Genomic DNA, 13233 nt, shown 5'->3' with positions numbered 1-13233 from the left:
CTTACAAATGAACCTACAAATGGAACAAAGCGCCGAGCCATCCCGAAATTGCCCGTATCACATGAATCCATTCACTGATGTCTATAAACTGCTTGATAAAATCGATGAGTTTGCAGAAAAAAATTACTCGTAAGCAAACACGGTTTAATAAATGAACGCCATCTAGCGTAAACCAGCCGTTCGAGAAAACATCTTGACCGGCAAAAGATGGCCGCTAGCCGTCCGGTCAACGGTAAGGCGGCTCAAGCCTAGGAATAGGCATGGCAAGCTCCGGTTTCAGTCTGAGGGTTGAAGATGTCAAACGAGAGGTATGCCATAAGTAGACCTCAAAGCACGCATATTTCCCGCTTGTTAAGCCGCATCGCGACCGGATGCGGGCAGCAAACAGGATAGCAAGGTAAACAATGCCTTCGGATCGAGCGGTTTATGCAAAACCAGATAGCCTTCCTGTTCGGCTTGGGCCAGGGCCGGCGAGTCGAATTCGCCGCTGATCATCGCCCCGGCCGCCTGCGGGCAGCGTTCCAATAGCGCTTGCAGCAATTCGAAGCCGCTTTCGCCGGAGCGCAGGCGTTGGTCGCAAAAGATCGCGTCCGGTTCGAAGCCGGAGTCCAGCGCGGCAAACGCTTCGCTGGCCGAAGCCACGCACACGGCGCCGATACCCCAGGCGCAGAGCAGGGCTTCCCAGGCGCTGCGCACTTGCGGCTCGTCGTCCACCACCAGGCAGTTGCCGTGCAGCAGGGTATCGCCGCCCACCGTCAAGGCCACGCTGTCGCGCACCGCGGAACGGCGCTCGCCGGTCTCGGCCGCCGGTAGCCGCAGCCAGAAACGGGAACCCAGGCCCTCGCGCGAATTCAAGCCCTGGCTGGCGCCCATCAAATCGGCGCAGCGCGCCACCACCGCCAGCCCCAGACCATGGCCGGCGTTGTCGATGCGCCAGGCGTGCTCCGGGCGGAAGAAGGGCGAATACACCCGCTGCTGGTCGGCTTCGGCGATACCGACCCCGGTATCCCAAACTTCGAACTGCCATTGCCCGCCCCGGCGCCGCACCGCCATCAGCACGCCGCCGCGCTGGGTGTAGCGCAGGGCGTTCTGCATCAGATTGACCATCGATTGCCTGAGCAGTAACGGGTCGGCGCTGACCAAGGCTTTGCCGCGGCTGCCGCGTACCCGCAACGCGATATTGCGGGCCAGGGCTTCTTCCCGAAACAAGGTGGCGATGTCGGCCATCAGCGGGTCCAGCGCCACCGGCTGCAACTTCACCGGCTGGGCGCCGAGTTCAATCTTGGACAAGTCGAGCAGGGAGTTGAACATCTGCGTCACCGACTGCACGCTTTGCCGCAAGTCCTGCAAGGCCGGGCGTAAGGCGGGGTCTTGGTTGCGGCGGGAAATGGATTCGATCAGAAAGCCCATCGCGTGCACCGGCTGGCGCAGGTCGTGGGCGGCCGTGGTCAGAAAGCGGTTCTTGGCGTACAGCGCCGCTTCGGCTTGTTCCTTGGCGCGCCGGTAATCCTCTGCCAGACGCTTGCTGTCTTGTTCCAGTTTGACCTGTTGCAGGAAGAAGCGATGGGCAATCGACGAATGGCGGTGGATGGACAGGATATAGCTGATGCACAGCGGCATGACCAGATGCCAGTGGTCGGGGAAGGCCCAAGGCGTCAGTAGCGTGCAGCCGCCCCACGCGGCATTGAAAAAACGTTTGAAGGCGCGGAATACCGGCGACTGGTGGGTGGCGTTGGCGGCCATGATTGCGGCCAGACTCATGTACAGCAACAGGGCGAACTCGAACGGCACCCGGCCGGCGATCACCGCCACCAGGCCGGCCAGGCCCAGGCCGTGGCCCAGGGCCATGCGCAAGATCACCGGCATCCATCGGGCTATCGCTTCGCTCGGGCAAAGCCGCGCCCGGTCTTGCCGGTATTGGCGAAATTGCAGGCGGACCGCCGCCAGCGCCACAAAGTAGGCCAACGTCCACACCGCCAGACCCAACGCGTTTTGGTCCAACTGGTGTTTCCAGTAGACGAAGGGCATGGCGACGAAGGGGATAATGGTGATGCCGTAGACCAGCCGGTTGTGGGTCATGTCCAGCAGCCGGGCCTGGCCTTCCGCGCTCAAGTCTTCGAAACGCAAACCGTCGTCTGCGGTATCGATCGGATCGGTAGCGGCGGCCATCAGTATTCCAGGCTGCGGCCGCGCAGTTTGGTGATGACTTCGATCCGGTTTTTCGCGCCCAGGCGTTCCAGGATGCCGGTGACGTGCTCTTTGACGGTATGTTCCGACAAGGACAGATTCAGTGCGATGCGTTTGTTCGGCAAGCCTTTCAGCATCATCGCCAGCACTTGGCCCTGGCGCGGAGTCAGGCCCAATTCGGTGGCCGTGACCGGTAGCTCTCGCATCGACGCCAATACCGCGGCGGGCTGGCCTTGGAACCAGGCCTCGCCGGCCATGAGCGCGGCCACGGCCTCGGCGAACACGTTCGGCGCCGCCTGTTTATGGATAAAGCCGTCGGCGCCGGCCGCGGCGACTTTTTCGGCGATGGCCCGGTCGTCGTCGGCACTGATCGCCAGCACCTTCAGTGCCGGGCGGCGTTGTTTGATTTGCGCCAGTAGCGGCAGCGAGACGCCGTCCGGCAGCCAAAAATCGACTACCGCCAGTGCCGGCGGCGCAGCGGTATCCAGCAGCGGCCAAAACTCGGCGACGGCCGATACCGGCTGCGCGCGGTCGAAGCCGCAATGCGTCACTAAAAAATCGGCGATGCCGTGCGCCACCAGCGGATGGTCGTCTACCACCGCCGCCCAATCCGGATTTTTCACGTAAATGCTCCCTTGCATTGGTTAATCTGAACCTGCGTTTTACGCCGCTGCGGGGCCGAGTTGTGCCATGACCATGCGAAGTGATGGCGCCTCGGGACAAAGGCTAGCGGTAATCGGGGCCTGCGTTAAAAAAACGCGGTAGCCGGCGGTTTGGCCGAGGCTGGTCCTGAAAATCCATTGGCTGCCAAATACATGCAAATGATTTGCATGTTAACAGATTCCAACGCCTATCCTACCCCCACTGGAGTGGGGGTTCCACCGCCAAATTCCCTTCCCGATAATGTCGCCAAAACAAAACGTTTTTCCTATTTTTCCAACCGGAGCGAGTTTATGAACTTTAAACCGATTTATGGCGCCGTCACCGCGCTCGGCATGGTCGCGGCACCGGCCGCACAGGCCCAATTGTTCGACCGCGGCGGCGGTTTGATTTACGACAGCGTACAAAACATCACCTGGCTGGCCGACGCCAACTATGCCAAAACCAGCGGTTTCGATGCCGAAGGCAAAATGAGTTGGCAAAACGCCGTGGCTTGGGTGGATGGCCTGATTTACTCGGATAGCGTGCGCGGCGTCAATTACAGCGATTGGCGGCTACCGAGCTTTAATGACCTGGGGGCGGCGGGTTGCGACTACGGCTACAGCAACACCGACTGCGGCTTCAACGTCTCGACCGCCAGCTCGGAACTGGCTCATCTGTTTTACGGCGATTTTGCCAATATCGGTTTCGTCGATTCGCGCGGCCTACAACAACCGGGTTACGGATTGGTCGACGATCCGGCCACCGCCGCCGACGAAAGCCTGTTCGGCAATATTCAATCCTTCAGCTACTGGTTGGGCAGCAGTTACCCCGGCGACTCGAACAAAGCCTGGTATTTCAGCACCGCGACCGGAATGCAGAACTACATCAGCAAAGGCAACAATTTTTACGTCTGGGCCGTGCGCGACGGCGATGTGGCGGCAGTGCCGGACCCGGCAAGCTACATCCTGTTTTTATCCGGACTGGCCGCGATGGCCGGCTCGATTCGCCGCCGAAAAGCGGCCGCCTTCCCGGCGCTAGCCTGACCGAATGTCCCCATCTGCAAGGAAAATATCTATGAAATTGAAACGCACTCTGTTTGCCGCCGGCGCGGCGGCTCTGGCCCATCTTCCCTCCGCCCAGGCGGCATTGCTGGACCGCGGCGGCGGCATGCTCTACGACACGGTATTGAACGTGACTTGGTTGCAGGACGCCAATTACGCTAAGACCAGCGGCTACGACGCCGACGGCAAGATGGACTGGCACGCGGCCGTGGCCTGGGCGGATCAATTGGAGTTCGGCGGCTTCAGCGACTGGCGTTTGGCCGGCATCAAGCCGGTCAACGGCATTGCCTATAACGAAAACTTTTCCGACGACGGTTCGACCGATTACGCCTGGAACGTCAGCAGCCCCAACTCCGAGCTGGGTTATATGTATTTCGTCAACCTGGGTTTGACGGCGTTTCAATTCCCGGACGGTAGCGACAATCCCAACTTCGGGATTTACCGCGACGGCCGCACCGGCGGCCAAACCGATGTCGGTTTGGTGAAAAATCTGCAGTCCTTCAATTATTGGTCCGGCAACGAAGTGCCAACCCGTACCGGCGAAGCTTGGTTTTTCGATACCGCGCTCGGCAGCCAACAAACTTGGTACAAGAAAAACCTTGCCTCGGACATGTATGTCTGGGCTGTGCGCGACGGCGACATAGCGGTGGTACCGCTACCGGGCGCGGTCTGGCTGTTCGCTAGCGCTGTGTTTGCTGGTTTGTTCGCGAATCGCCGCAAATCTAACTAACGTTGCGGGCCGCGTGGGCGGGCCGCCAAATCAAGGAAAATCTATGAAACTGCAAGTATTGAGCGGCGCATTTGCCGCGTTATTGGCCGGAGCCGCTCCGGCTCAGGCCTCGCAAATCGTTTTGACGTTCGAGGATATCGGTCCCGGCGGCCAGCTCGGCGACAGCTACGGCGGCATTTCGGGCTGGGATTCGTTCGGCCGGCTTGCCGATTATCCGTTCGGACGCGATCTGGGTTTGGGCGATTACCAGGTGCACGGCTGGGGCGGCGAACTGAGTTTCGAACAGGGGCCGGTGGTGTTCGCGGGGACTTATTACCAATTTTGGGGTACCAACAGCCAGGTCAGTTACGAGCTGTATTACCAAGGCCAATTGGTTTACAGCGCGCCGCTCGATCCTTTCAATCAGCCGAGCGGTTTGTATTGGCTGGCATCGGACTATGCCGGCTTGGTCGACAAGATTTTCTTCTACGGGACTTCGGACGGCATCGTCATCGACAATCTGACCTATTCGCCGGCAGCCGTACCGCTGCCGGGTGCGGCCTGGCTGTTCGGCGGCGGCCTGGCGGGGTTGCTGGGTTATGGCCGGCGCCGCAACAACCGCTGAATCCGGCGGCCGATCAATACTTTAATCAAGGAAAAAAATCGATGATAAACCGTAAATCCTGGCTAGCGGCCGGCTTGTCCTTATCGCTCGGTGGCTGTGCCGCCTGGGCCGTCACCCAAGACGCATTGGTAGACCGCACCGCCCACGCGTTGGGCCTGGAAAAGAACCAATTCAAGATCGAAAACCGGGTCGACGACGGCGTCACGACGCGCTATTCGGTCAAGACCGACAGTGGCCAACAATACAATTGCTACGTCGGCGGCTCGATCTCGGTGCTGGGGCGGATGGTTTCGGAAGCGATCTGCAGCAAAAAGGGCGAGCCGGCCAGAAATCCGTTGTTAGGCCAATGACCGGGTTTCGATCGGTTTGGGGTGCCGTGCTACGGCTAAGCCGGTCATGGGGCGACAAGCTCACCGCGAGCGGCTCAACTTAACGGCATTGCGCCGAGCCGGAGTGACATCGCAATGAAATGCCGCTGTGCGATAACGGCGATCTTTGCGTTACTGCTCGGCCTATTGAACGGCTGCGCCCAGACGATTCCGAACGTCAAGATTACCGAAATCGGGCGCCGACAAGTGGAGTTTGCCTTGAGCCGCCACGATACCCCGCCGGTGGTGTTCGAAACCGGCTTGGGCGGAACTTTGGCTTGGTGGCGGGAGGTGTATCCGCCAATTGCCGCATCGGCGACCGCGTTGGCCTATAACCGTGCCGGGGTCGGCGCCAGCGAAGCGGTGGCTTCGGTCCGCGACGGCCGCCATGTCGTGCAGGAGCTGCGCGGATTGTTAGCCGACCAAGGGCTGGCGCCGCCTTATATTCTGGTCGGGCATTCGCTGGGCGGTTTGTATATGCAATGGTATGCCCGGTACTATCCGCAAGAGGTCGCGGCTTTGATTCTGGTCGATTCGACCCATCCGGCCCAACTCAAAGGCCGGGGCGCCATCGAGAATTGGCCGTTCTGGCTGCGTTGGCTGTTCGATTTGTGGTTGCCGGTTACCGCCGAATGGGAACTGGCCGCGCTGGATCGGACCGGCGACGAAGTGCTGGCGGCTCCCGCCTATCGTAGCGGACCGGTAATCGTGCTGAGTGCGGCGCAACCCTTGGCCGACCGCTCGGAACTGGCGGACGACGCCAATCGAAAACGCCAAGACCTTGCCCGGTTGTATCCGGGATCGATACAAATCTGGGTGGACAGCGGCCACGCCATACCCTTGGAACGGCCGGAAGCGGTGGTTGCCGCAATCCGAGACGTGCTGGATGCGGTCCGACCCGAGGCGGGCCTTCTTCGTCGTGAGCAGGAATAGCTCCGATCCTTACCTGGCCTTTCGCGCCGGCCGATGTCGCGTTTAGTGTAAATGTTGCCGATGTGGTCTTTGACCGTGGTCAGTTTAATCTGCCGCCGCTTGGCACTGTGGCCGTAGGACAAGCCTTCCGCAACGCGTTGCGCAACTTCCTGCTGCATCGGCGCCACCGTTTTGTCGCGGTAGACCCCGGCCAGGTTGGCGCACAGTTGCGTCAGCCGGCTCAGCTAGCGCTCCTCGCGCCGGCTGACGAATCGCTCGAGCAGTTGACCATACTAACCTTCGCCAAACACCCTCTCCAGGGAGGGGTGTTTTCGGCCCAAGCCGGGCGGTGCCGCAACGGCGCAGTTCGGCGGCGGGTTGAACTCTAGCGCCGCCGGTTCGGCTACGCAGTAAAAACTCCACTCGGTCGGCACTTGGCTGGGGTTGGCGGGCGGTAGAGCGGGCCGAAAAACGGCGAGTCGTCGTTTTTCGGCCGCTTAGGTAGCGGTGTGTGCGCGGTCCGGTTGCCGGCGGAATCGGTGGAGTTTGCCGGGCCGGACTTACTTGCGCAAGCGTTTGTAGGCGTTGATCAGGCCGTTGGTCGAACTGTCGTGGTCGGAGACGGGTTCTTCGTTTTTCAACTGCGGCAAAATGGCCTTGGCTAGTACTTTGCCCAATTCCACGCCCATCTGGTCGAAGGAGTTGATGTTCCAGATCACGCCCTGGACGAAGATTTTATGTTCGTAGAACGCGATCAACGTCCCCAAGGTTCTTGGCGTCAGTTTTTTGAATAGGAACGCGTTGGAGGGTTTGTTGCCTTCGAAGATCTTCGAAGCGATCAAGGCGTCGTCCAGGTTGGGCTCGTGGCTCAAATCCTGGCGCACTTCGGCTTCGGTTTTGCCGCGCATCAACGCCTCGGCCTGGGCCAGGAAGTTGGAGATCAAGATGTCGTGGTGGTCGGGCAGGTCGTAATGGCTCTGCGCCGCCGCCAGAAAATCGCCGGGGATCAGTTTGGTGCCCTGGTGGATCAACTGGAAAAAGGCGTGCTGGCCGTTGGTGCCCGGTTGGCCCCAAATGATCGGCCCGGTGTTGTAGTCCACTTTATCGCCGTTGATCGTTGCGCTTTTGCCGTTGCTTTCCATGTCGCCTTGCTGGAAATAATCGGCGAAATATTTCAGCGACTGGGCGTAGGGCAGGATCGCGTAGGTTTCGGCGTCGAAGAAATTGTTGTACCAGATGCCGAGCAATCCCATGATGACCGGGATGTTTTGTTCGAACGGCGCGCTGCGGAAGTGTTCGTCGGCCAAATGCGCGCCCATCAGCAGTTCTTCGAAATTGTCCATGCCGATGTACAGTGCGATGGACATGCCGATCACCGACCACAAGGAATAGCGGCCGCCGACCCAGTCCCAGAACTCGTACATGTTTTCCAGGTCGATGCCGAATTCCTTGACTTTGGCTTCGTTGGTGGAAATCGCGACAAAGTGCTTGGACATGTGTCCCTGCTCTTGCGCCGCTTTCAAAAACCAGTCGCGGGCCGAACGGGCGTTGGTCATGGTTTCCTGGGTCGTGAAGGTTTTCGAGGAAATCAAGAACAGCGTGGTTTCCGGATTCAACGGCTTCAGTGTCTCGACGATGTCGGTCTGGTCGACGTTGGACACGAAATGGGCCTTCAGGCCTTCTTTGCCGTAAGGGGTCAATGCGGTGTCGACCATTTTCGGCCCGAGATCGGAGCCGCCGATACCGATGTTGACGATGTCGGTGATGGTTTTTCCGGTGTAGCCAGTCCAGGCACCGGAGCGGACTTGTTCGGTAAACACCCGCATTCTGGCCAGCACTTTATTGATTTCCGGCATGACGTCTTCGCCGCGGAAATAAATCGGCTTATTGCTGCGGTTACGCAGTGCGGTATGCAACACGGCGCGTTTTTCCGTGGTATTAATGATGGAACCGGAGAACATGGCTTCGGTTTTTGCCGAGAGCTGAGCTCGGTTGGCCAGTTCGATCAGTAGCGGCAAGGTGCGCTCGGTGATCAGATTTTTCGAGTAGTCGAACAACAGGTCGTTGAACGTGACCGAAAATTTGTCGAATCGCTTGGGATCTTTGTCGAACGCGTCCTTCATGCAAAATTTGCCGGCAATCTCGCGGTGGTGTTGCTTGACGGCGTTCCATTCGGCAGAGTCTACTAATTTGGACATATTGTTTGGATGTTAATTGACCAGAGAGGTTAGTTCGGTGGAAAAGAACGGGCGGAGGCGTTTGGGGGAACGGTTCATAACCCCATTATAAGGACTGTCTTTGGCTACTGACAAAAAAAATTAAGCAGCGAATAGTGCCGGCCAAGTCTGGAACGCCAGCCTTTCTTTGCCTAGGGCGATGTGCTAGAGTTAGCCATTGTTTCGATCCAAATCAGGCAGTTACATTCGCCGGCGACGAAAACAGGTTTCATGCATAACCACATGAAAGATAATAAAAACTAAAGCATTTATTAACACGGGAAGGGGATTTATGAAAAGCTCTCGCATGATAAGAAACGGTTTCCTAGGCTTGCTGGGCCTGGTTTTTTCGGCCGCGGTATCGGCGCACGGCGGTGCGGCCGGCACGGACACCGACCAATGCAAATTCGAACTGGAAAAGGACCACTGGATACACTACACCGCCTATCAGCCCAAAGCCTATCCGGCGGAAGAGTTTTGCGGCAACATTCCCGATACCGGCTCGTTGACCCAGTTGGTGTTCGATTACCAAGACCAACGTTATCGCGGTATGGCGGTGGAATTCGAAGTGACGAAAGAACCGGAAGGCAAACGGGTATTTTTCCAGGGGGCCGAAAAACACAAATCCGGTACTGTGGTGTTGAACCTGCCTGAGGGCGTGCCCGAAGTAGGTAAATACCTGATCCACATCACGCTGCTGCAAGACAACGGCGAGCGTTTGGACGCTCACATGAGCTTCAAAGCCGGTGGCGGCCAACCGACCAGCAAATCTAGCTATGGCCTGTATGCATTGGTTCTGTTCGCCGGCCTTTACATTTTTTACCTGTCCAACGCTGGCTTCAAAAGCAAAGTTGACGGCATGCTAGGTAAAGCCAAAGAGCTTTAATGTTGGATCGCCCTTTGCCGGCCGAGCCGGCGAAGGGCGCAATGCTGTAACCCATTAGTAAAATCCGCAGTTTACGGTAGATTCATGATTCACATCCGCCTCACAGGTATTCGCGCCATGGTTAAATTTTTCTCACTTGCCTCATTAGTCTGCGCTTTGTCGGTCTCGGCAGTGTCCGCAAAAGAGATCCAGGAACACAACCAGATGATGAACCACGGCGACGGGCACATGATGGACATGGACGGTGCGATGGTGATGGGCCAGAATACCGACACGCTGCCGGGCGGTTGCGACAAAATCGCCGCGACCAAGGAAATAACGGTACGTGCAGGGCACAAGTATTCCGAAAAATTCCCCGGTACGATGTTCGCGTTCGACCAGCAGGAATACCAGTTCGAGCCTTGCACCAAACTGACCGTACATTTCATCAACGAAGACGAAATACGCCACCAGTGGATGATGCACGGACTGCCCAAGTACCTGTACCCGAAAGGCATGTTCCATCTCGAAGTCAGCGGCCCCGGCAAAGTGTCCGGCACTCTGATCTTGCCGCCGGGCGATAAAACCTATTTGGTTCATTGCGATATCGCCCAGCACATGGAAAAAGGCATGAAAGGCCAGTTGAAGGTCGGTAAGGGCGGCGAAGATTTGCCGAGTATTCCCGGCGTCACCGCGAGCATTTTTCCCGACGACTACAGCGGCAAGCCTTACGATCCGAAGGTCGACGCTCCGGTAACTCCAGCGCCGGTAGCGGCGCAGCCTGCGGCGGCCAAAGCCGCTCCGGCGCCGGCCCAGCCTGACGATTCCATCGTCTCCGGCGTCACCGTGATCGGTTTGGCGATAGGCTTCGTCGCCGCTCCTTGGTTGGCCAAGCGTTTTGCCGGCATGAGTGCCGGGGAAATCGTTGCCACGATACTGGAGCAGGCGGCGCATTGGGTCGGCTTGGTTGTGCAACTGCTGGGCAAGCTGGTGAAAATGGTTTCCGGTAAAAGCGCCATCGCCTTGCCGGACAAATAAGCCAAATTGGCAAAAGCCCCTGAAACTTAGGTTTCAGGGGCTTTTTTATGGGACAAACCAATGCAATTCGAATCCTGGGGCCTGTTGGGCTTGTTCGCCAGCGCGTTTATTTCTTCGACGGTCGCGCCCGGCGGTTCCGAAGCGGTGTTGGCTTATCTGGTTAACCAGCATCAGATACCGGTGGTCTCGCTGGTTGCCGTCGCAACGCTGGGCAACACTTTGGGAGCCTTGACCACTTGGTGGCTCGGATTGTGGGCGGCCGCCAAATATCCGGCCGACAACCTGCTGGCCGGCGAGCGGCAGCGGTCGTTGCGCGCCGTGCGCCGCTGGGGCAGTTGGGCTTTGTTGTTTTCCTGGTTGCCGTTGGTGGGCGACGGCTTGTGCTTCGCGGCGGGGTGGTTGCGTGTGTCCTGGATTTCCTCGCTGTGCGCGATCTTTTTCGGTAAAGTCTTGCGCTATATTGCCGTGGCTTACGCTTTTATCTGATTGCCTATGAGTTTTTTTTCGCTACCCCATTTTCCGCCGGTCGATAACGCGGCCGAGCATCGCCGCCGCGATTACCAAATCGCCGGCTTCACGTTTGTGACGACGACGATTTGCTTGACGATGGATGGTTTCGCGCCGCAATTCATGCAATACGTGCTGGCCCTGTTCGGATGGCTGTTTCTGTTCGCATGGCTGCGCGGCGAATGCAAATACGTCCGCACCCAAGTTGCCGTTGCGGTGACGTTTGCGCTAATCGGCGAATATTTCGCATCGGTATACATGAAGGGCTACATCTACCGCTTCGGCAATGTTCCGGCCTATGTGCCGGCCGGCCATGGCTTGGTGTATTTGACCGCCGTTGCGTTGGGCCGCTCCGGCCTATTCCAGCGCCACGCGCGGCGGATCGCGCTATTCGTTGTCGCTGCTTGCGGCAGTTGGGTTGCCTGGGGTTTGAGCGGTTACGCTCGGCTCGACGTGATCGGCGCGGTATTGTTTGTCGTGTTCTTGGGCTACCTGTTCAAAGGCCGTTCGCCGATGGTCTATCTGGGCGCGTTTTTCATCACCTCATGGTTGGAAATCGTCGGCACCAGTGCCGGTACCTGGGCCTGGGCCGAGATCGATCCGGCCTCGCACCTGCCGCAAGGCAACCCGCCCAGCGGTGTCGCTGCCTGGTACTGCCTGGTCGACGCGGTGGCGATTGCCGGGGCCGGGCCGCTTTTGCAATTTTTGAGTAAAACCGCGCTGGTGCTGCAACGGCAACGGGCCTGATCAATCCGCGGCCGAGGTTTTGTCCGGCCGCGTTGTTACCGCATGCAAGCTGACGCTGTCGCCGACTCGGATCACGCCGCCGGCCACTATGGCGGCCGTCATGCCGCCGTGGCCGCGCAACGCGTTGTAGCTGCCCGCGCCTAATTCGGCCGCCATTTTCGAGCACGGGTCGCACGGGCCGGTAATCCGAATTCTCACCTCGTGGCCGACGGCCCATTCCAATTGCGCGTCCGGAAACGGCGAACGCATGCCAACCAAGTTCAAACCGGAAATCAGCAGATTGCGCCGTAGCCGGAGCGGATCCAGGTAGTCGAGTCCGCACCAGCCGGCGACTAGCGGCAGGTGTTCGGCTTGAAACAACGTAATCTCGCGTTTCGGCGATTGCCGGCCGGACTGTTTGCCGGCCGCACGGCGGTCGCCGATCAAGCCGCGACCCGGTTCGGCAACGGCTGTGTTGACCGAAACCGCCGGTTCGCCGCGCGCCGGGCGCAAAACGATGGCTTCGATCCGGCCGACGGTTGCGAAGCCTTGGCAGAGCTGCCGCAGGTCCATCGTTCGCTTATCTGAAGGCTGCAAAATCGCGATTGGGTTTGGTAAGCAAGGCTATCATTCCGAATTCGCTTGGTACTTGTAGCGCCAGGTCAAATACCCCATCAGCGCGCCCCAGACCAGCATGTAAACGCCGTGCAAAATGATCTCGAAATTCAGCCGGTAGGCTTCGACGTAATAATCGTACAAATAGTCGAGCACGACCGCGGCCAGGGTTAATTGGACGGCATGTTTGAACGTCAATTTTTTGAAATAAAAACAACTGACGCCGAGCACGAAAAAGCCTATCAAAAACCGGGCGCCGGCGTGAATGCTCCATTCCAAATTTGGTATCGCCGACTTCAGCAGCGCTAAATTCATGAAGTAGAGCAGAGCGAGGCCGGCGGTGAAAGAAAATAGCAATAGCTTCATTGTGGTTCCCCTGTGTTTGCTTTAGTTATTTTAGTTTCTGTAGCGGCAGCTTTAGGGTTGCTGTGCCACTATCCGCTGTGCGTCGGCTGTATTCGCCGGGTTGGCGGAGTTCGCGCAAAATACAGCCTAATCGATAAAAGGACTCCGGCCGCCACGCTTGGTTCGATACAGGCTGCCGATTGTAAGGCCATATAGTGTTGCGCCGATACTGCCCGACTCCGAACCAGCGCAGGGTCTGGCCGCGTGCCGGCCGGTTTCTAGCCGAACCGGGGGCGTGGTCGAAGTGGATTGGCAAATCGCATAATTGTTGATCGGGATCAAATTTGCGGGCAATCCCGATTTAGACAGCGCGGCGGCGGAGGCATACAATCCGGGGCAATGCCGGAGCAATCGCCC

14 protein-coding genes are annotated in these 13233 nt (G+C 58.5%); 9 read left to right on the top strand and 5 right to left on the bottom strand.

Features of this window, described 5'->3' with window-relative positions; genetic code table 11:
- Window positions 1–351: 351 nt before the first annotated feature.
- Entirely contained in the window at window positions 352–2169 is a 1818-nt protein-coding gene (locus tag VXJ35_RS20060) for a hybrid sensor histidine kinase/response regulator (RefSeq protein WP_064022922.1), read from the bottom strand.
- Window positions 2169–2810, bottom strand: a complete 642-nt coding sequence (locus tag VXJ35_RS20055) for a response regulator transcription factor (protein WP_082881113.1) — start codon at window positions 2808–2810, stop codon at window positions 2169–2171. Before VXJ35_RS20055 ends, VXJ35_RS20060 begins: the two co-directional genes overlap by 1 nt.
- Window positions 2811–3140: 330 nt before the next feature.
- Between VXJ35_RS20055 and VXJ35_RS20050 the strand changes: the two genes are divergently transcribed.
- From VXJ35_RS20050 to VXJ35_RS20030, 5 genes are all read left to right on the top strand, one after another.
- A complete protein-coding gene (locus tag VXJ35_RS20050) occupies window positions 3141–3872 on the top strand; it encodes a DUF1566 domain-containing protein (RefSeq protein ID WP_064022920.1) in 732 nt (243 codons plus the stop codon).
- 31 nt (window positions 3873–3903) lie between these two features.
- Window positions 3904–4620, top strand: a complete 717-nt coding sequence (locus VXJ35_RS20045; RefSeq protein WP_064022919.1) for a DUF1566 domain-containing protein — start codon at window positions 3904–3906, stop codon at window positions 4618–4620.
- 43 nt (window positions 4621–4663) lie between these two features.
- Complete coding sequence (locus VXJ35_RS20040; protein WP_064022918.1) at window positions 4664–5224, top strand: hypothetical protein; 561 nt, start codon at window positions 4664–4666, stop codon at window positions 5222–5224.
- Window positions 5225–5265: 41 nt separating this feature from the next.
- On the top strand, window positions 5266–5574 hold the full coding sequence (locus VXJ35_RS20035) for a hypothetical protein (RefSeq protein WP_064022917.1): 309 nt from the start codon (window positions 5266–5268) through the stop codon (window positions 5572–5574).
- Window positions 5575–5688: 114 nt separating this feature from the next.
- On the top strand, window positions 5689–6525 hold the full coding sequence (locus VXJ35_RS20030) for an alpha/beta fold hydrolase (protein WP_064022916.1): 837 nt from the start codon (window positions 5689–5691) through the stop codon (window positions 6523–6525).
- 539 nt (window positions 6526–7064) lie between these two features.
- Here the strand turns inward: VXJ35_RS20030 and pgi are convergent.
- The gene (gene pgi / locus VXJ35_RS20025; protein WP_054762192.1) at window positions 7065–8702 is read right to left on the bottom strand and encodes a glucose-6-phosphate isomerase; all 1638 of its coding nucleotides are present in this window, start codon (window positions 8700–8702) and stop codon (window positions 7065–7067) included.
- A gap of 310 nt (window positions 8703–9012) precedes the next feature.
- On the opposite strand from pgi, the gene VXJ35_RS20020 reads away from it, so the two are divergent.
- From VXJ35_RS20020 to VXJ35_RS20005, 4 genes are all read left to right on the top strand, one after another.
- Complete coding sequence (locus VXJ35_RS20020; RefSeq protein ID WP_054762194.1) at window positions 9013–9606, top strand: hypothetical protein; 594 nt, start codon at window positions 9013–9015, stop codon at window positions 9604–9606.
- 117 nt (window positions 9607–9723) lie between these two features.
- Window positions 9724–10623 carry a hypothetical protein gene (locus VXJ35_RS20015; RefSeq protein ID WP_064022913.1) on the top strand — a complete coding sequence of 300 codons (900 nt, stop codon included), beginning with the start codon at window positions 9724–9726 and terminating at the stop codon, window positions 10621–10623.
- A 60-nt stretch (window positions 10624–10683) separates the two neighbouring features.
- Complete coding sequence (locus tag VXJ35_RS20010; RefSeq protein WP_064022912.1) at window positions 10684–11109, top strand: YqaA family protein; 426 nt, start codon at window positions 10684–10686, stop codon at window positions 11107–11109.
- A gap of 6 nt (window positions 11110–11115) precedes the next feature.
- Window positions 11116–11877: a hypothetical protein gene (locus VXJ35_RS20005; RefSeq protein WP_064022911.1), complete on the top strand. Its 762-nt coding sequence runs from the start codon at window positions 11116–11118 to the stop codon at window positions 11875–11877.
- Here VXJ35_RS20005 and VXJ35_RS20000 read toward each other — a convergent pair whose 3' ends face one another.
- Window positions 11878–12429 (bottom strand): MOSC domain-containing protein, encoded by a 552-nt coding sequence (locus VXJ35_RS20000; RefSeq protein ID WP_064022910.1) that lies wholly within the window; start codon window positions 12427–12429, stop codon window positions 11878–11880. It abuts the gene before it with no gap.
- Window positions 12430–12483: 54 nt separating this feature from the next.
- Entirely contained in the window at window positions 12484–12837 is a 354-nt protein-coding gene (locus tag VXJ35_RS19995; protein ID WP_064022909.1) for a hypothetical protein, read from the bottom strand.
- Between the last annotated feature and the right edge of the window lie 396 nt (window positions 12838–13233).

It is taken from the genome of Methylomonas sp. DH-1, from assembly GCF_046097555.1.
Taxonomy (GTDB): Bacteria; Pseudomonadota; Gammaproteobacteria; order Methylococcales; family Methylomonadaceae; genus Methylomonas; species Methylomonas koyamae.
Note: the sequence above shows the minus strand (reverse complement) of the source record. Positions and strands in the feature narration are given on the sequence as shown.

Excerpts from the sequence above, each read along its gene's own strand:
- VXJ35_RS20005 (WP_064022911.1), top strand. The coding sequence starts at position 11,116 with ATGAGTTTTTTTTCGCTACCCCATTTTCCGCCGGTCGATAACGCGGCC.
- VXJ35_RS20000 (WP_064022910.1), bottom strand. The coding sequence starts at position 12,429 with ATGGACCTGCGGCAGCTCTGCCAAGGCTTCGCAACCGTCGGCCGGATC.
- VXJ35_RS20010 (WP_064022912.1), top strand. The coding sequence starts at position 10,684 with ATGCAATTCGAATCCTGGGGCCTGTTGGGCTTGTTCGCCAGCGCGTTT.
- VXJ35_RS20035 (WP_064022917.1), top strand. The coding sequence starts at position 5,266 with ATGATAAACCGTAAATCCTGGCTAGCGGCCGGCTTGTCCTTATCGCTC.
- pgi (WP_054762192.1), bottom strand. The coding sequence starts at position 8,702 with ATGTCCAAATTAGTAGACTCTGCCGAATGGAACGCCGTCAAGCAACAC.
- VXJ35_RS20040 (WP_064022918.1), top strand. The coding sequence starts at position 4,664 with ATGAAACTGCAAGTATTGAGCGGCGCATTTGCCGCGTTATTGGCCGGA.
- VXJ35_RS20020 (WP_054762194.1), top strand. The coding sequence starts at position 9,013 with ATGAAAAGCTCTCGCATGATAAGAAACGGTTTCCTAGGCTTGCTGGGC.
- VXJ35_RS20015 (WP_064022913.1), top strand. The coding sequence starts at position 9,724 with ATGGTTAAATTTTTCTCACTTGCCTCATTAGTCTGCGCTTTGTCGGTC.
- VXJ35_RS20045 (WP_064022919.1), top strand. The coding sequence starts at position 3,904 with ATGAAATTGAAACGCACTCTGTTTGCCGCCGGCGCGGCGGCTCTGGCC.
- VXJ35_RS19995 (WP_064022909.1), bottom strand. The coding sequence starts at position 12,837 with ATGAAGCTATTGCTATTTTCTTTCACCGCCGGCCTCGCTCTGCTCTAC.
- VXJ35_RS20050 (WP_064022920.1), top strand. The coding sequence starts at position 3,141 with ATGAACTTTAAACCGATTTATGGCGCCGTCACCGCGCTCGGCATGGTC.
- VXJ35_RS20030 (WP_064022916.1), top strand. The coding sequence starts at position 5,689 with ATGAAATGCCGCTGTGCGATAACGGCGATCTTTGCGTTACTGCTCGGC.
- VXJ35_RS20060 (WP_064022922.1), bottom strand. The coding sequence starts at position 2,169 with ATGGCCGCCGCTACCGATCCGATCGATACCGCAGACGACGGTTTGCGT.